This is a genomic window from Ruegeria marisrubri (genome assembly GCF_001507595.1).
GTDB classification, from domain to species: domain Bacteria; phylum Pseudomonadota; class Alphaproteobacteria; order Rhodobacterales; family Rhodobacteraceae; genus Ruegeria; species Ruegeria marisrubri.
In genome coordinates, this window is sequence record NZ_LQBQ01000023.1 from 1 (window position 1) to 18,172 (window position 18,172).

The window sequence follows — 18,172 nt, forward strand, 5'->3', positions numbered from 1 at the left end:
ATGAGGAACTTCACCATCGCAGCGAAAATTAGCGCTTCCGGATTGGGTTCGGAGCCGCCATGCGGCAGTACAGTAGATTCTGAGGATTTGACGCAATCTTATTGTCCACTCACGCCATTCTGCATCGATCAGGACGCACCCGCAGTGAATGTCTGCAGTCCGCCCTTTGTTGACGGATACTAATCACTCCGTTTCTCCAGATTGAAACGCATCTGTGAAAGTCGATTAGAAGTTTATTCAGTGAGAGCTGTTCCTGACGTGCGATAAACTTCCATTGTGATTTTCCGAACTGCCGGAGGGCAAAAACTGGGTTAACTGTGGATCTTTCGTGTTCAAAAGCGGGACATGCCAGGCAAGGACCAGCAAAGGCTCTCGGCTTCATCAAGTGCACCCCAAAAGAACTCTTTGCCAAGACTCTCGAGGCGCCCGGAAGATCGTTGCTTGAAGAGTTCTTCGACTTCTTCTGCGGACTTCTTGTCAGGGAAAGCCTGCGAAATCAGACGCAATGCCCACTTCCCGCAAGCCGCCGGGGGAATCCCTGCGCTCAGTTCTTCACACCGGCGCTTTGGTGCAATGGATACGCCAATTTTCATGGCAACCGACTTGTCGCCAAAGGCTTTCTTCCTGCCGATGAACGCGTGGCCGTCCCCATCATAGACGGCGAGATAAAGGTAGGTGTCGCCGTCCTCATAGACGGCGGTCCTTTCGCCTGCGCTGCCTGGAAAAGCACGCGAAGGCTTGAAAACCTCAGCGAACGGCTTCACCGACTCCGCCTCCGACTGCACGGGAGGTTCGCCAAAGACATTGACCTCTCGAACCCGGATTTTCAGAGCTTGGGCAATTTCGTCCGGATCGAGGTCGGTTCCATGAACCGCAAGGGCTTGGCCGGCTTCCGGCCGGTAGGAATTGAAGGCAATCGTGCTGATCATGACCTTTTCTTCCGCGCGCCAGGCCCGGCGAACGGGGAGCCCGTAGGTCCATTTGTCCGCCCACCCCTTCTCCTTCTTGCGCTTCAGGCCAAGCTCAGACGCTTTCTCGTAATCCATGATGGGCGTTGCATCGATCTGCACGAAACCGAGCACATAAGAGCGGAGGGACTGCTCGGTTTCCTTCGCGTTTGCTCCGTAGATCATGATGAGATCGCCATCATTCAGCTTGCCCAGATAGCTGTCTCTGGCGCTTTCCTGGGACCAGCCGATATAGCCGTCTTCCTCGGGGTTGAAGCCATAGAGGGAACGGATCCAGATTTGTTTTCCGTCGGGCAGCCCTGTATTCATTCCGGTTTTCCCAAATCAAAGTTGTTTCAAGCTTCTCAGCCATGGGGTTTGCAACGCGATTTGGACGTGTGAACTTGCTACCACCAAGGCTCAATGCCGTCGGAAATAACGGCAATAATTCATCGGGTTGCAGGAAGCCAATTTCGGTGCTTGCGATAGTTCGAGACTTTGCGCGTCAGCCTGTCGAACGCATCACGCGCGATCAGTTCAGCTTCTTCCGCTGGACGTCCCCTTCTGCCTGTCTGAATGGCTTCTCTGACCACATCCCACGGCAATATCTGGCGCATCATCCTGCCATGCGGATCTCCATCCATTGGATTGAGCCGCGCCGCTGCCGCCGCCTGTTTCTCGGCCTGTTCAAGAATATCGTTGGGCACGCCGGCACTCTCGGCCAGCCAGAACATTGCGGGGCTGCATTTCAACCGCCCCCACATGCCCCTGGCATCAACCGTCATCGGGTCCTTGCCTTTCATCCGAGCCTGACATTCCTGAACCACCATCCATCCCAGCATATGCTCGCGCTGAGATCGGTACCACTTGTCGTGAAACCCTGTTCCAATGCGAATGCGTTGTTCCAGAGCAGTCGTGCGTGGGGGGTGTTCCGGGTATGCGGCCATATATGCCTTGAGTTCCGTGATGCTTATCATGTCGAGATCTAATTTTTGGATTGGGACAAAATGCAGTTCTACTCCGCCGCCGCCAGCACGTTGGCGGAGGGCTCCAGCGCCTCGTGGAGGAGGGCTTCGAGGAGGCAGGTGCGGGTGGTGTCGGCGGTGGTCAGGGCGGCCTCCAGCCGGTCGCAGAGGGCCATGAGGGCATCGACCTTCGCCACGATGCGGTGTTGTTCGGCGAGAGGGGGAAGGGGAATTAGGACTGTCTCGAGTATGCCGAGATTGATGTTCTTTTGCGCAGTCGCTGGGGCGAACTCGAACAAGTTCGCTTTTGCTGTTCGAATGAAATACTCAAAATACTTCGCACTATCGAACATTGAAGCAGGAACAAGACCGACAACGCTGTCGGGAAAACAAGCGTCGAAGTCAAGAATCCCACTATCGGCAATATTGGCAGCAATAGTGATGCACATTGTGCCACGGGGCCAAAGCATACTTTGAGCTAAACCCACATCATTATAGAAACTGGTGCTGGATGTGATTAAGCCTTTGGATCGTGCGACATCGCCTGTCTGAACAAATGGAATTTTCCCATCACTGTAAAGCGCAGGGTCATTTCTCGGACGGTGCTTGGATTTGCCACGCCCAAAAATTCCGAGTTCTGGGAACCTCGCCCAAACCCAACCCACTGGCAACTCGAACGGCACCAACTCTGAATCAATCGCTGGTAAGCGCTTTGGTTTCTTCATCTTGCCGGCTTTCGCCAACACCGCTTGCTCAACTTTAATTTGCTGCAACAACTCCGACGCCGGTTCATCCTCCGGATCCTGCTCGACCAGCTTCCCGCGGACGGCGAGGTTGAGGATGGTTTGGCGGAGGGTTTTGATCTGGTCGGGGCGCTTGGTGAGGGCGGGCAGCGCTTCGAGGGCGAAGCGGGCGTGGGCGGGGAAGTCCTCGGGCGTGGTGTCGGGGGCGGTCAGGCGGGCGAGGCTGGCGGCGGTGAGCTTGTCGCGCGTCTCCTCGCGGGTCTTGCGGGCCTCCTCCAGCCGATCACAGAGCGCCATGAGCTCATCGACCTTTGCAACGATCCGGTGCTGTTCGGCGAGAGGGGGGAGGGGAACAGTTAGCTGCCTTACCTTGTCTGCATTTAGGTTCTGAACAACAGCGCCAGATGCGGCCTCCGCAAACGAGCGCTTTGCGTGTTCCGACAGGAACAATGTATAGAGGAATAATTTGCTGATAAGTTTCTCGGGCGTCCGAATGACCAGCCATCCATCGTGGATGCAGCCTTCGACATTCGTGATGTACGGGAAGCCAAAGCTCATTGAGTTTGATAACAGCAAGTCCCCTGGAACCACGAGCCGAGATTTCGCAAGGCCCTCTGCCTTAATGCGCTCTGCGGTGTTATCGATGTAGATGCTGCCGCGAGTTGAATCGCCGATTTTAATCCATGGAATTCCATTTGGTTCGTCCGTTAAGTACGATTTAATTGGGCGGGGCGAACCACCTCGTGCAATAGCTGCTACATCATCCAAATAGCACCAATGCCAGTTTGTGGGGAGCTGGAAAGCAAACGCTTCCTGATTCCTTTCGAATTTCCCCTCATACCGCTTGAACTTGCCGTCACCGACAATTTGCGCTTTCTCTACCTCGATCCGCTTCAATAGCTGCGATGCAGGCTCATCCCCCGGATCCTGCTCCACCAGCTTCCCCCGCACGGCCAGATCCAGCACAAACCGCCGCAGCCGCACGATGGCGTCCGGCGCTTCGCTGATCTGCTCATACAATTCCAAAAAACGGTCGGCATTCATGGCTTAGAGAACTCCTCAAAGGTCGGGCCGTTCTTGAGGCGGAATTCGACCTCGTAGGATTTGAACGTCACTGAGGGCACGACCGTGAGCGCGTAGTGCAGTTGCGGGTCGCCTTCGGTGGCGACGACGAGGCCCTCGACCGTTTCGCCACCTTCAACCAGATGTTTCTGCACCCAGCCCATATAGCGGAGCACCTGACCGACCACCGCGTCCGATGATTTCTCGCGCTTGAGTTCGATCACCAGCCAGCTCGGTTTGCGTTTATGCTTGGCCAGCAAGTCGATGCGCCCGATGGGGGTGCGGAATTCGTAGCCGGCCTCGGGCTCTCCGTCGCGGGTGTAGATATCCCACTCCTGCGCAAGGTCCAGCATGTCCCAATTGTCGAACATGTAGTCATGCAGGTGGCGTTCGAGGGCAAAGCGGGTGGTCTTGGTGGCTGGAAGAGCGTTCTGAGTTCCCAGTGGGGGAACTGCAGGCTGATCGACGTTCTCTTCGTCATTGTCATCTTCAAGATACCACCAGATCGAATCAAGGGTCCAAAGGTCGACATCAAGTTCATCCGCCAGAGCGACGAGGACTTCGTTCACTGCGGCATAGCGTTCGCCGAAACTGGCACCCCGAGGTGGATGAGGGAGCAGGCCGAGAGCGTCCAGACCATCATTCGATGTGTTGTTCCACACGCCGTATTTTTTGGGATAAGCGACATGAAGGATTGCGGAGATGATCCCTTTCCCCATGCCTTTTATCTCAGTAACAGGTTGCATCCGGTCTGCTATTGGACGCGTCTCATTAACTAACTCAGCGAGTGCTGCACGGGTTGCGGTCATGTCGGCGCATACACGGTTTACCTGACGATGCAGACCGGACCAGTGGTGATTGTTTTCAATACGCAGAAATGATCGAAGGACGTCTTCTTCGAGGTTTTTAATGCGATCGGGTTGGAACGCGGGGCTATACCGCGCAAGGACCTCATCCTGGGATTCGAGGATTTTAGCGATCTCAAGATCCTCGACCATCGCGGCCTTGGCCGCCCGCAGTTGCCCCAAGGCATAGTCAGAAAAGCTGTGAGTGTTCATCGTGCCAGAGCCTCAGTCAGAATGGCTTTCAGCTCGGTGCGCAGGCTTTCGACTGAGGCCTCAGCCTTGGTCAGATCGTTCAGCAGTTCTTCTGGATCGCCATGATCATCCTCGACGATATGTGGGTTCTTGATGTCGAGGTTGAAGTTCCGCTCGCGGATCTCGTCGATCGAGACTTTCCAGGCGCGGTCGTTTTCCTGCCGCCCTTCACGCTCGGCTCCGCCCCACCATGCGGCGCAGTCGTCCAGATGTTCCAACCGGATCGGCTTGGTCATGGAATAGGCCTTCTGCCCCTCGGGCACGCGGTGCTCCCAATACCAGACCTCTTTCGTTGGTGAGCCCTTTTCAAAAAACAGCAGATTGGTGCCGATCGAGGCGTAGGGTTTGAAGACCGAGTTCGGCAGCCGCACGATGGTGTGCAGGTTGCATTCGGTCAGCAGGTGTTCCTTGAGCCGGGTCTTGATCCCCTCGCCAAAAAGCGAGCCGTCGGGCAGCACCACCGCGGCGCGGCCGCCCTTTTTCAGCAGGCGGATGATCAGGGCGAGGAAGAGGTCGGCGGTTTCGCGGGTCTTGAAGGCGGGGAAGTTGTTCTCGATCCCGTCCTCTTCCTTGCCACCAAAGGGCGGGTTGGTGAGGATGATGTCGACGCGCTCGTCCTTGGTCCAGCTGATCAGCGGGCGGGCCAGCGTGTTGTCGTGTTTGACCCAGGATGGTTCCTCGACATTGTGCAGCAGCATGTTGGTGGTGCAGAGCATGTGCGGCAGCGGCTTTTTCTCCACCGCGCGCAGCGAGGCCTGCATCAGTGTCTCGTCCTCTGGGCGCTTGACGTAACGCTCGCGCATGTGGCGCATGGCGCAGGTGAGGAAGCCGCCGGTGCCGCAGGCGGGATCCATCAGGATTTCGCCGGGCTTGGGGTCGACCTGTTGCACCATGAACGAGGTGACCGCGCGGGGCGTGTAGTATTCGCCGGCGTTGCCTGCGTTCTGCAGGTCGTTCAGCAGCTGTTCGTAAATATCGCCGAAATGCTGGCGTTCGGTGAGCGAGTTGAAGTCGACTTCGTTGATCTTGTTGATCACCTGCCGCATCAGGTGGCCGGACTTCATGTAGTTGTAGGCGTCCTCAAAGACCGATTGCACGACGCGGGCGCGCGGCGTGGTGGCCGGCAGTTCCTTGAGGGTCGGGAAGAGTTCGCTGTTGACGAAGTCGAGCAAGGCGTCGCCGGTGATGCCCTCGGGGTCGGCCGCCCATGCCCGCCATTGCAGGTTGGCGGGGATCGGCGAGACGTAATCGTCCTTCATGACCTCAAGCGCTTCGTCCTGGTCGTCGATGATCTTGAGGAAGAACATCCAGACGAGCTGCGACAGGCGCTGCGCATCACCGTCGACGCCAACGTCCTTGCGCATGGTGTCCTGGATGGATTTGATGAGGTTTCTCATGGACATAGCTCAGGCGACCTTTTCAATGATTATGACTTCCTTGCGAACAACGCAGTAAGTTTGACCGTTAGTTCGACGATCTCCCGCATAGATATCCTCTCTGGGCACCTTTGTGTTGGAGGACAAACGGTCTGAATCAATGAACTCGATCTTGCTTCGCTTCGGAAGCGCCACCAACCAGTGCAGGTCCGGTTTTGTCAGTCCGACTATTGCGCTTTTCCCTTCGCGGTTTTCCGCGAACAATCTATCGAATGCTTGCCAAAACTCGTCGTTGGACTTGGGTTGGTTCGCGCGGAAGGGATACGAAACATGAAATCTGTCTAATCCCTCAACTTCACCCAGGCAGAACTTAATCATGGTCTCAAGATCGCGAAGTGATGTGCCTTCCCAAAGGGTGCTCGGCCAGCGTGAGCGCGACAGTGCACGACAGCAAGCTTGAAAAATTTCGTTTTCGTATCCGGCGTTGAGTTTCAGAAAAGAGTTCACAACTGCATATACACCGCACAAGCCATCCAAATGGCCTTGCTGTTTTGCTCCCGACATCAACTAACCTTTTTGTAGATGGCGTCCTGCAGGTCTTGAACCGCCTTCTGATAGGCTGCTTTTCCCCCAAATGCGCGGACAAGTTCAAGCGGTGTTCCCATGTGCGCGAAAGGATCAATCTTGAGCACATTGGTGTCGTCGAGATTGAGCACGCCGTCATCAGCGTATTTGTCGAGAAGCGCCTCGAGCACGGCCCGCGCCGTGTCCCCATATCTTCCGAAGGCATCCTGTTTCTTGACGTTGTTGGCCCGCTCCTTTCGGGTCAGAGGCTTGGCGTCGAAGGCGACATGGCAGATCAGGTCGAAGGGATCGAGATCCTTGCCGAGTTCAGAGCCGATGATTTTGAGATCGAGGCCCTCTTCGGCAAGTTCTTCAATAATGGCCTGTTTGCGCTCCTCCTCGTTCCAGCGCCGAAGGAAGTCGTCCATCGTGGCGAAGCGCTTGGTCAGGTGCTTGCGCGTGAAGTCCTTGAGGCTTTCAGTGACGAGCTTGCCGTTGGAGTCGAGATATTCGACCCGTTCGGCGAGGATGGTGGCGCCGATGCCATCGACATAGATCTTCTTCTGCGGGCCGGTTGGTGGGCTCGTGTCCTGACCAGGATCGATCCATGAGCCCTCCGGGTCCACTGGATCGATCAGGTCTTCACCACCATCCGACCCACCTTCATCCTCGCCTGGACCGGGAGCCGGTTCATCAGGCGGCATCATCGGATCATCCGGGCCCGGCTGGTAGATCTGAACCGGATCACCGTCGAAGTCAGGATCGGCGAAGTGGTTCGTCGCACCGCGGAAATCCATCAGAGTGAAGTAGTATTTTCCTGTATCGGTATGGACCCGGGTGCCCCGGCCGACAATCTGCTTGAACTCGGTCATCGAGCCAACTTCCCGGTCCAGCACGATCAGCCTGCAGGTCTGCGCGTCCACGCCAGTGCTGAGCAGGCGCGAAGTTGTTACGATGACCGGGTAGTCGACCTCAGGATCGATAAAGTTGCTGAGTTCGTTAAGTCCTTCCTTGTCGTTCCCAGTGATCCGCATCACATAGCGCGGGTCTTTGGCGACGAGGTCTTGGTTCTCGTTGACGAGGGCTTGGCGCATCCGCGCCGCGTGTTCCTGGTCGACGCAGAAGACGATTGTTTTCTGGTAACGATCACCACTTTCCTTCAGGAACTGGGTGACGCGCTGGGCCACGAGTTTCGTGCGGTCATCGATGACGAGCGTTCGGTCGAAATCCTTGGCGTTGTAGATCCGGTCCTCCACCTCGTTGCCGTCGCGATCGAGTTGCCCCGGATCTGGGCGGTAGCCTTGAACGTCCCGATCTATGTGGCACTTGATAACCTTGTAGGGCGCGAGGAAACCGTCATCGATTCCCTCTCTCAGGGAGTAGGAATAGATCGGCGCACCAAAGTAGTTGATGTTCGAAACATACTCCGTTTCCTTCGGGGTCGCGGTCATGCCGATCTGGGTGGCACTGGAGAAGTATTCGAGGATTTCCCGCCATGCGGAGTCGTCGGCAGCGCTGCCGCGGTGACACTCGTCGACGACAATCAGGTCGAAGAAATCCGGAGACAATTCCTTGTAGATTTTCTGCGCCTCAGTGGGGCCGGTCAGGGCTTGGTAAAGACCGAGGTAGATTTCGTAGGCGGTGTTGATCCGGCGTTTCTTGTCGATAGCCAGATCCAGGGTCTCCACGCTTCCGTCCGCACGTTCGATGGTCTTGGAATGCGTCGAGAGCTTGGCCATCGCCCCCTCGAAGGGCCTGAAGTCGTTTACCATGGTCTGATCGACGAGAACGTTCCGGTCGGCCAGGAACAGGATCCGTTTCTTGGCACCCGATTTCCACAGCCGCCAAATGATCTGGAAAGCCGTGAAAGTCTTGCCTGTCCCAGTCGCCATGACGAGGAGAAGCCGGCTCTGCCCTTGCGCGATTGCCTCGACCGCGGCGTTGACGGCGTTCATCTGGTAATAACGCGGCGTCTTTCCGGTGTCATGGTAACCGTGGAACGCCACCCCCGCCTGGGCCTCATTCATGCCTTTCCAGGCTTCATAACGGCGGAGCAAACTCTCCGGAGACGGAAACTCGTTGAGACCAATCTGCGTTTCCATGGCGGCCGAAAATCCGGTCTTGTCGTGGAAGACAAATCCATCGCCATTTGACGAGAAGGCAAACGGGACACGCAGCATTTTTGCGTAGGTCAGTGCTTGCTGCATTCCATCGCCGATGGCGTGCTTGTTATCCTTTGCCTCGATGACAGCGATCGGGATGTTCGGCTTCAGGTAGAGGACATAGTCGGCCCGTTTCTGCTTGCCGCGCGCCACCAGCTTTCCGCGGACGATAATGCGCCCATCCGTGAGGGTCTTCTCCTCAGAAATCTGCGTTTGCAGGTCCCAGCCCGCGCTCTGGAGCGCAGGCGTGATATACTTGCTGCAGATGTCTCTTTCGGAAAGAAGTTGTTTGTCCATGCTTCACACTCGTCACGTTCTGTAGGCAAGGTAACGAAGGCACAGATTGATACAAGCACTGGTTGCTTTTTCAGTTGGAGCAAGCACTGATTGTCACAGATTTCAGAGATTCTTCCAGCGTCATGGCTGGATAGCCGGACAGAACAGGCATGTGAGAAGCGCACCGCTTTGGGTTTTTTTTATGGCGCTTTGAAATGACACCCAAGAGAATTTTCAGAAAACGAAAAACCGTGACCGTAGAGGGTATCCACTCTGCTTGCACGTGTGGGTTGACAACGTCGATTAGCACTCATATGTGTCAACGCAGGCTATGGTCGGCCTGGGGCAGCTACGAAGTTCGGTGTGGCTGACAAAGAGACCTACAGCTGTCGCTGAGCCAACATGTTTTGCCACTCCCACCGAACGCGGAGAGGCTAATATGCTTTCAACAACATCAAACTTTGCACCGAAATTCCTTCCGTTCGACAACTTTCACGTCGCGGAACTAACTGGAATTGAGCCGGATTTTCTGCGCGGTTCAGCGCGTCGTCTCGCGAAAGACCGAGAGGATATCAAACACACTACCGTCCTCAACTATATCTGCAGAGAACTCGGTTTTCGGGGTGGCTTCGCGGGCTTCAAAGAGACACAAGTGGCCAAACTTGAGGAGTTCAAAAAGCGCCATAACTTGCAGATCGCTGGCCTGCGCGATCCGAATACTCTGGACAGGCCAATCGAAGTAGACTTGGCCCAAATTTCGGATCGGTGTTTCGGGTCAGGAAGACAGTGTCCTACTCGTGTCTTCACGGGTGCAGGTGTAGACTGGTTTGACTTGCTCGAGGCGGCCGTGGGCATTCCTGGATTTGAGGTCAGGAACCGGTTTACCGGAGCGACAATTCGCGACACCTCAGAAATACCTATAGCTCGGCGCGACATACCCATGAATTGGATCATCCAACATGAGGATCGGATTCTTTCGTTAGATGCTTGTTGGATGCTGAGCACGCTGCTTGGTGACCAGTTGCTTCAATACGCACGCGATCCCGGCGAAACGGAAACGACTTTTGTCGCGAAGGTCTACTTTCCCAATTACATGGGGGCCGAGGAAATTGAACTGGAAGAAAAACGCTACCGTGGAGCGGCCGAAATTCTGACCCGAGTAATACCAAAACTGAAGCGGGGATGGGTGGACGTATTGCCGTTCAATGAGAAGCTGATCTTTCTTCGCGATTGGGCTGGGGGATATGATTTTGTTTTTCCAAAACTCAGAAAAACCAAGTTCAACCACAACATTCACCTTCCCTATTTGAAGAACGCCGATGTCCCGAAATCGGATGATCTCTATCATTTTCGGAGATGGGCCTATTTCGAGAACGATGGATGGTTGGAACTGGATCAGCACAACGCTGAGCAGCATTACTATGCGAATGGGAACCAACCGCGAAGTCACCCCGGCGAGGAGCAAGTTCTCCGAACCTATCTCATTGAGAAGGGGCGTTACATAGCGCCTGCAAGAGGCGCACCTTTGGCCGATGGGTTCAACGAGGTCATCATTGAGGGCAAGCGTCTCGCGGTTTCGGATCCAATCTCGATCAAAGAGTTTCGGCACTTCATGATGCATGAGAACGAACTCTACACCCGCTACCGTCCTTTTCCACCCGAGCAAGATGATTGGCGTCAATGCAATCTTGACGATGACATCCAATCCGCTCCGGCATCAGTCACGTGGTATGACGCTGCGGCGTTTGCCGCGACTGTCAGCAAGGTTCGAAAACTGCCGGTCAGACTTCCGACCGAAAAAGAATGGCTCGCAATCACAAAAGAGTTTCGCTCCAAACTTCGGGCGGTCCAGGTTGATTTCGAGTATCTCAACGCGGGCCGTATCGTTGAGACCGGCAACAGGGATGAAAAGCATCAGTTTTTCGGGACCAAGTATAGATGCAATGAATCCAAGCTTCCCTGGGAACGAACAGATGATGGTGTGCGTTTCCTGCGAGCAATTGACTTCGGTGAATGGCTTTCGCTTCATGGGGCGGCGATCAACAGCTTGCACGCTGGGGCTATGAATTCGGCGCCACTGCATCTCGCGGCGATCCCTGATTCAATGTCCGAGGAAGGAACCGAGTCCCCTCGCTGGGGAGACAGAGTTTCAGCCGAGCGAGACAGGATGGCTCCACATTCAACTGGTGCCTACAAGAGAATGCGTATCGGATTCAGGCTTGTCTACGAACTTGAGTGAAAATCCACCCGGTAAAGATCCAAAGCACTCAACGGGCGGGGCCTTGCCGCCCCCCCAAAAAAAACACTCAGACAGATGCCGTGCGGATCTGACCAATCGGCAAGAAATGCGAAGGCAGCAATCAATCAAACTTTCAGAGGAGAAAATACAATGGGAAAAGGTCAAGGAAATGGTGGTGGCTGGCCGAGCACAACTGGCAACCCCTCCGGCGGCGGGCGTTCGAACGGCCCCGCGGGAGGTGGAAAAGCGAAGTAGATCGAAAGGCGGGGGCTTCAAGCCCTCGCCACTTTCTCAAGGCCGGTTTTGGCTTCCTGCAGGGACCGACAGAGCATCTACTCCGACTTCGTGGACGGTCTCGGTTTCCTAATCCTTCGTAACAGTAGATTCCCACGGCTTGGCCTTACCGTCGCCAACCAGGAAAATCTCCAATGGAGTGACGCCGCACTTGATTGCCATGGATTGGAACTTGTCAATTCGTGGGGCGGCATCAGACGGGAAAAACAGCCAGGGGGAAAATCCCTGATTTTGCCAGAGCGCGCAGTTTCCCAGTAGAGAAACCAGATTGGTGGTCGGCTCCTTGGAGGAAAAGTTTTTCACTTCTGCAACGATTGTCGGTTTTCCATCCACGCTCACCACGAAGTCACATGGAGGAACAACAGCGCGTCCACTCGATACTTCGGGTCTTGATGGAAAATTTTCGCCCTCGAGCAATTGCGCAAGCAAGTTGCTGACTTCCTCCTCCAGTGCTTCAGCTTTTCTTCTCTTGATTTCAATTGGGCTGAGTTTGTCAGGTGCTACTGGCTTTGGACGGTATTTTTTGTTTAGCTCGACGACTATGTCCGCGAGTTGCGGGCCGCTAAATTTTCCTTCGAAAACATCACTGGAAATTTCCTTTCCGACTGATGGATCGAGCCTATGGATTGTCCGCAGTTGAAGCGCTTGCGTTAAGGGAAAAAGTTCGGGCGGATTTTCAATGAGCTTCGGGTAAAATCCCTTCACCCAAGTTGTGGCATCTATGATTTTCCGGATGGTGTGAATGCTCTTCCCATACCGCGCGGCGCACTTTTCCATGATGCCCGCCTCTGTCATGCCACCCGAATCATCTCGGGCCTCCATCGCGCCCAGTATCTCTTTTCCGACCTGAAGCCAGTGTTTGCCATCGTGGGCGGATGATATTTTTCTCTTTCTTTTCAATGATTCAAACCTGAGCCACAAATGACTTGATTACACGGTGTAATGATGTGTAAAGTCCCGCCATATCCAAACACCCTCCCCAACATCATTGAGACCTATGAAGCTCCACCCACATGCAGAGCCTGTGGCTCGTCGTATTCATACAAGAGGAAAAATGCAGAAAGCCAGTTTCCTGTCTGGCAGCAAATTTCCCGGGATTGTCCAAACCGAAAGCAGCATGGAAGCAACAACTGCCATGCTTGCTGAACTTGATCCTCGCGTCAGGAAAATACAACCGCAACCCTGCACGATCGATCTTCTTTCAGGGGAAGTTTTTTCCTCGAAGACCGCTTGCCTCGATCGGTTCTCGGGAACTGGTCACATTCCCAAGCCCTTCACGCCGGATTTCCGAATTACCAAGATTTCCGGTGCAACAGTTTTCCTCGAAACCAAGCACTGCCACTGGATCAAGGTCAATCCAGAATACCAAGACCTTCCGGTTTTGCTGGGCACGATCGGTCTCGATCTGCAACTGGTCACCGACGAACTTCTGTTCGGTCCCATACAGTGGAATGCTCGAGTCCTGGCGCGCTATGTCCGAGGTCAGAAACCTCCCCAAGAAGCTTGTGAACTCCTTGCAGCTGCAACAGAGCGCGGAACCGTGCTCGGAGCACTTTTAGACGACGGATTCGACAAGAAGACCGTCTATGCGGCCATCGCTCAGGGCTACCTCGCCTGCAACATCGTCAATTCCAGATTTTCTTCCAACACCGCGGTTCAATGGGCCGACGGCGACCTGAGCTACCTGGAGGTTCTACCGCTATGAAAAAGGACTTCAGAGACTACATCGGCGCAACAGTCATCCTCGACGATCAGCAATATTCGGTTGGTAGCCTGTTCTCCGATAGAGGCATCGTCGAGCTTCAAAGCGAAAAGGGAGGCGACGCGGAGATTTCGCTTGAGAGATTCCGTGTGCTGATTGCCAACGAGAAGGTGCTCTTCGACAACAACAGGCACGAGCACGCCAACCGGATCTATTCACCAGCGCAGCGCGAAAAGGCCCGCTGTATACGCAGATTGCTCAATCGGGACGACCAACTGCTCGCGCAAGGCCTGCCTTGGGCAATGCGGCACCGGAAACTGACCGAGGAATTCGCCAATGATCCCAAGTTTCTGGCAGCAGGAATCGGGGTTCCCAGCATTCGAAGCATCCAGAATTATCGCAAGATCCGAAGGGATCTTGGTGACGCCGGCTTGGTCCCGAAGGATCACCTGAAGGGGAATCGCACAGCGCGGCATGATCTGTTGTTCGAAGAGATCGTTCTGGATCTCTTGGAGGAATTCTATCTCACTTCTGACAGACTTTCGATTTCAGAGATCGTGGCCGTAGCTGGTAGGCGCTATCGCGATGCCTGCAATGAAAAGCGGAAAACGCCCAAATGTTGCGGGTACAAGGCAGTCAAGTCGATTACCGACAATCTTCCGTGGTTGCGAGTGACCAAGCAACGTCTCGGCGGTGATGAGGCGAGGCAGCGGACCGTGTTCGCGCAGGACATCCTGAAGGTCGAACAACCTTTCGATAGGGTAGAGATCGACTGCACGACAGCTGATATCTTTGTCGTAGATGACGAAGGCAACGTGGTGGGACGCCCGACGATCTGCGCGGCCATTGATTCCGCGACGGGCGTCATACTCGCAATGCAGCTGTCCCTCAGTGCTCCCTCGCAATCGCTTGTTGCCCGAACCCTGAAGGAAATGTTGGTGCCGAAAGACGACTCGTTTTTTGACCGGCACGGAATTTCCAACAGATTTCAGGCGTATGGCCGCCCACTGACAATCGTGACCGATCAAGGGTCCGAGAATGGAGGCGATATGATCGAAGCCTTTGTCACTGCCGGCTCGACGGAATGGCAGAAGAACCTGCCAAAGCACCCGTGGAAAAAGCCCTTCATCGAACGGTTGTTCCGGGAAATAAGTGCATTCCTGCAAAAGCTGCCCGGCGCAACTTGCACGGCGGAGATCAAAAGGCAGGATCGCACCGAAAAGGCCATGAAAGAGGCTTCGCTTACCCTCGATGACCTTGAAACCATGCTTCAGGTCTGGCGCTACGACAGCTATGGGATGAAACCTCGAAGGCGCGTCATGAACCCGCTGCGTTCACAAGAAAGCCCCACCAAATGCTGGCGGCGTCTTGAAACAACTGGGTTTCTCGACGCGCCCTATACCGCCAGTGAGGTACGGAACATGTTCATGGTCCGGAGCGAAGCCCGAACGCTGTTCCGTTACGGGATCAACTTCAAGAGGTTGATCTACGCTGGTCCGGAACTATCCAGCATCATTGCAAAGATCGGAACCGGCCGAAAAGTCGAGGTCTGTTTCGATCCGCATGACATCCGAGAAATCGCCGTTCTGGACCCCGACACCGGCCGCCATGTTCCAGTCCGGACAAAGGATCCTGAGATGCCGGCCATCTCGTTTGCGGAACTCACCGAGATTCTCGAAAAGACCAAACCGGACCCTGAAGAAGAAATCGCCGCCCGCCTGGTACTCGCGGAGCTTGCCATGGCAGCGGACAAAGCCGGCAAATCCAACAAGGGGCTGAGATCCAGGCGCAAAGCCGAGATCGGGCGCAGGAAGGCAAGAGAAGTCAACGCCCGCTCTCTGCACGACAAGAAGGTCGAAATGCCGTTGGTCGATGAAGCCCATGCTATTCCCAAGCCATTGAAGCGACCGGAGAGTTACACGCGGATGGTGCCCCGATGACAAACACACTTGCCGAAACCATTGCAAAGGACCTGCGCAAAACGGTTCTTCACGACAAGTATATCAAGGCAAAGAATGAAGTCCTGGCGCTGGCGGGGCTTAATGACGAGCATTCGGGGCTCATCATACCGCTCCTTGGCCCCACTCGATGCGGAAAGACAGAGCTCCTTCAGGATCTGAAGACCACGCTCGAAACCAGGCAGCAATCTTCACGGCTGTTTGCGGAAAGCGATTTTGTTCTTGGACGTGTGCCGCCGATCCCGAATGGCAAGAGTCTCAATGGCGCGATCCTGGCCGCCTTGGGTTTCAGGGTCCGCCAGAAGGAACCGACCAGCAGCGTTCGGGACCGGGTCATTTCGACGATCCAATCCGATGGAATCCGCTTCGTCGCACTCGATGAGTGCAATCACCTCGTCGAACGCGGGTCCGACCTTTCGCTGCGAACGGCGGCTGACCAGTTCAAGGCGCTGGTTGATGCGACCGGAATCACACTGATTCTTAGTGGCCTACCTCGCTTTCAGAAAATAATCGACGCCAATGAGCAGCTCCGGGACCGTGCCACCCGAACGGTGAACTTCCTTCCCTACAATTGGAGCATCGAGGAAGATCGAAATGAGTTTTTCCGCGCGTTTCTGACTGTGCTCGACGTCTTCGCGGTGCATGGTGTGCGCATCGAGCTCGATGACGAGGATTGCGCGCGCAGGACTTACGGCGTGACGTCTGGCCGTGTGGGCATGATGCTGCGCCTGTTCTCAAGTATTGCGAGAAACCTCCGCGAGCCTGTTCTGGATCTTGCAGCGGTGTCCGAAGTGTCCCAGAGCCTGCTTCAGACGTCGAGGCAGCCAGAAATCTATTTCGGCGAGCAGCCGCCCACAGATGCCACTCTCGTCCGTTCATACACTTCTCTTCTCACGGAAGCCGGCGTGAAGTTCACGCCTGCCAATCTTCTCGAGTTTTCTGCGGCGGTAGAACATGCGTAACGGCAGATGGCGACTGGTTGACCCTGAGCAGGACGAGAGCCTGAACGGATATCTTCACAGGCTGGCCGCGGCCAACGGGTTTCCCGAGACGGCCGAGTTCATCGCCTGCTTCGGGCTTCGATATGGACGCCAGATGATGGAACGGATCGAAGATCTGGCCCGAGAACTCGGCCAAGATCTCTCCCTGATGCAGAACCTGGCGCCGAGGGCAAGGCCAGAGGACATCCGGCTCGAATGGCATTTTCACAGGACGAATATCGCTCCCGTTTGTCCGGATTGCATCGCAAATGGCCATGTGCATGATCGGGCTTGGCAGCATGTATTTGTAACCGCCTGTCCTGCCCACGGCACGCGCCTCATCGAAACCTGCGACCGGTGCCAAGAACCGCTTCGCCCGTTGACGGGTTCCTTCGATAGCTGCTCCTGTGGATGGCCATATCGGTCGTCTTATCGTCACGGGGCGACCGAGTGGGAACTGCAGATCAGCAAAGTGCTTTGCCGTTCTGACCAGTCTGAAACCGTCCTTTTTGAGCGCACACCGGCGCGGATTGCGGCCTTCCTGCAATTTCTCGGAAGTCACGCGAAGTCACACCAAACGGGAAAGCCGGGGAAAACGCCCCTCCCAAAAACCGTGGGGTCTGCAGCCGCCTTTCTGGCGCCTGTCGGTGAAATGCTGACCCGGTTCCCGGAAGGGTTCGATGACCACATTCGGGAACGGTTCGAGACCGCCCCGCCCGAAGCGACCACGATCCCGATGGCGCTCGGAAAATGGTATCAGCGCCTCATGTCATTCAGAGAAGCGGAGTTCAGGACGTTTCAGGAACGTGTGCCAATCGTAGCGAGATCTTTTCCGGTCCTGAGCGGAGAAAACTGCGATGATGGAGATTGGCTATCTGTGAAAGCCGCGGCAAGCTTGATCGGTGTTGGTGTGACACGCCTCACCAAGGCCATTGATGATGGAAAGCTTCGCGCCAGGACTTCAACTTCCCAATCAGGCCATCGCCAATACCTGGTTTCACGCGAGGTTGCGAATCGTGCGGCCGGGGTGCGTAGCGATACGATCGGATCAACCGAGCTTCGCGCGATCTGGGGGATCTCCAAAGCACAACTTCACCTGCTCGACGAGGCCGGCGTTCTCGATAAAATCACGGCCGGCGACGGATATGGAGTCGCCGACGGAAAATTCTCCAAATCCCGAGCGGAAGAGGTGGCTTCGGCCCTGCGCATTTGCCTCTCTGAGCCGACAGGTGACATAATCAGGTTTGGCGAAATCAACCTGCGCAAAACAACTGATCGCATGGCGGTCGCGCAGGTGTTCCGGGCGATCTTTGATGGTATCCTAAATCCGATCTATGCGCCGGAATCCGCGCGTTTGAACGACTTCGCATTCTGCAAAAGGGAAGTCGAACATGCGATGGCGACCAGTTCGAAACCTCTCGGCATGACGATCGAGGAAGTCGCAAGCATCCTCGGACAGAAGCCTCAATGCGTCGGCTGGTGGGCCAAAACTGGCCTGCTGAAGTCTACTCAGGCTCCGCATGCAGGGAAGGAGCGGCGGGTGGTATCCCGAGAAGCCCTTTCCGCGTTTCAGGCCGAGTTCATACCGGTTTCAATGCTGGCCAGACGCACCGGCCGTAGTTCGCGCAAGATCTTGAAAACTCTGAAGACACGCGGGATCGAGACACACGGTTCGTTTGCCGAAGGCAATACCACAAGAGGGCACCTTGTGAGGGTAGGGGATCTGTTGGATGCATTATTCGAGCCACAAGCTCGCTGAATTTCAACGGCATGTTCGGAAAGCCGTCATTCGTCAGGATTGGCGAAA

13 protein-coding genes are annotated in these 18,172 nt (G+C 55.4%); 5 read left to right on the forward strand and 8 right to left on the reverse strand.

Annotation, left to right across the window (positions count from 1 at the left end; translation table 11 throughout):
- Positions 1-332: 332 nt before the first annotated feature.
- The 7 genes from AVO45_RS10730 to hsdR form a co-directional block, all read right to left on the reverse strand.
- Complete coding sequence (locus tag AVO45_RS10730; RefSeq protein ID WP_068346808.1) at positions 333-1,277, reverse strand: hypothetical protein; 945 nt, start codon at positions 1,275-1,277, stop codon at positions 333-335.
- 119 nt (positions 1,278-1,396) lie between these two features.
- Positions 1,397-1,924: a hypothetical protein gene (locus AVO45_RS10735; RefSeq protein WP_068346810.1), complete on the reverse strand. Its 528-nt coding sequence runs from the start codon at positions 1,922-1,924 to the stop codon at positions 1,397-1,399.
- Between the two features lie 38 nt (positions 1,925-1,962).
- Positions 1,963-3,699, reverse strand: coding sequence for a restriction endonuclease subunit S (locus AVO45_RS10740; RefSeq protein WP_068346812.1), 1,737 nt, complete (start codon positions 3,697-3,699; stop codon positions 1,963-1,965).
- Entirely contained in the window at positions 3,696-4,775 is a 1,080-nt protein-coding gene (locus AVO45_RS10745; RefSeq protein ID WP_082688754.1) for an endonuclease NucS domain-containing protein, read from the reverse strand. Before AVO45_RS10745 ends, AVO45_RS10740 begins: the two co-directional genes overlap by 4 nt.
- Entirely contained in the window at positions 4,772-6,211 is a 1,440-nt protein-coding gene (locus tag AVO45_RS10750) for a class I SAM-dependent DNA methyltransferase (protein ID WP_240482121.1), read from the reverse strand. The genes AVO45_RS10745 and AVO45_RS10750 overlap by 4 nt, the downstream gene beginning before the upstream one ends.
- Before the next feature lie 9 nt (positions 6,212-6,220).
- Positions 6,221-6,754: a hypothetical protein gene (locus AVO45_RS10755; protein WP_157770139.1), complete on the reverse strand. Its 534-nt coding sequence runs from the start codon at positions 6,752-6,754 to the stop codon at positions 6,221-6,223.
- Positions 6,754-9,213, reverse strand: coding sequence for an EcoAI/FtnUII family type I restriction enzme subunit R (hsdR, locus tag AVO45_RS10760; RefSeq protein WP_068346820.1), 2,460 nt, complete (start codon positions 9,211-9,213; stop codon positions 6,754-6,756). Before hsdR ends, AVO45_RS10755 begins: the two co-directional genes overlap by 1 nt.
- A gap of 418 nt (positions 9,214-9,631) precedes the next feature.
- On the opposite strand from hsdR, the gene AVO45_RS10770 reads away from it, so the two are divergent.
- On the forward strand, positions 9,632-11,431 hold the full coding sequence (locus AVO45_RS10770; RefSeq protein ID WP_157770140.1) for an SUMF1/EgtB/PvdO family nonheme iron enzyme: 1,800 nt from the start codon (positions 9,632-9,634) through the stop codon (positions 11,429-11,431).
- 363 nt (positions 11,432-11,794) lie between these two features.
- Here the strand turns inward: AVO45_RS10770 and AVO45_RS10775 are convergent, their stop codons facing one another.
- Positions 11,795-12,625, reverse strand: coding sequence for a hypothetical protein (locus tag AVO45_RS10775; protein WP_157770141.1), 831 nt, complete (start codon positions 12,623-12,625; stop codon positions 11,795-11,797).
- Positions 12,626-12,779: 154 nt separating this feature from the next.
- Here AVO45_RS10775 and AVO45_RS19720 point away from each other — a divergent pair, with 154 nt between their 5' ends.
- Genes AVO45_RS19720 through AVO45_RS10795 form a run of 4 tightly spaced genes read left to right on the forward strand, consistent with a single transcriptional unit; the run spans position 12,780 to position 18,124 of the window.
- Positions 12,780-13,430 (forward strand): hypothetical protein, encoded by a 651-nt coding sequence (locus tag AVO45_RS19720; protein ID WP_068346826.1) that lies wholly within the window; start codon positions 12,780-12,782, stop codon positions 13,428-13,430.
- On the forward strand, positions 13,427-15,367 hold the full coding sequence (locus AVO45_RS10785; protein ID WP_068346828.1) for a Mu transposase C-terminal domain-containing protein: 1,941 nt from the start codon (positions 13,427-13,429) through the stop codon (positions 15,365-15,367). The genes AVO45_RS19720 and AVO45_RS10785 overlap by 4 nt, the downstream gene beginning before the upstream one ends.
- The gene (locus AVO45_RS10790; protein ID WP_068346830.1) at positions 15,364-16,347 is read left to right on the forward strand and encodes a TniB family NTP-binding protein; all 984 of its coding nucleotides are present in this window, start codon (positions 15,364-15,366) and stop codon (positions 16,345-16,347) included. The genes AVO45_RS10785 and AVO45_RS10790 overlap by 4 nt, the downstream gene beginning before the upstream one ends.
- Positions 16,340-18,124, forward strand: a complete 1,785-nt coding sequence (locus AVO45_RS10795; protein WP_068346832.1) for a TniQ family protein — start codon at positions 16,340-16,342, stop codon at positions 18,122-18,124. The genes AVO45_RS10790 and AVO45_RS10795 overlap by 8 nt, the downstream gene beginning before the upstream one ends.
- Positions 18,125-18,172: the final 48 nt, after the last annotated feature.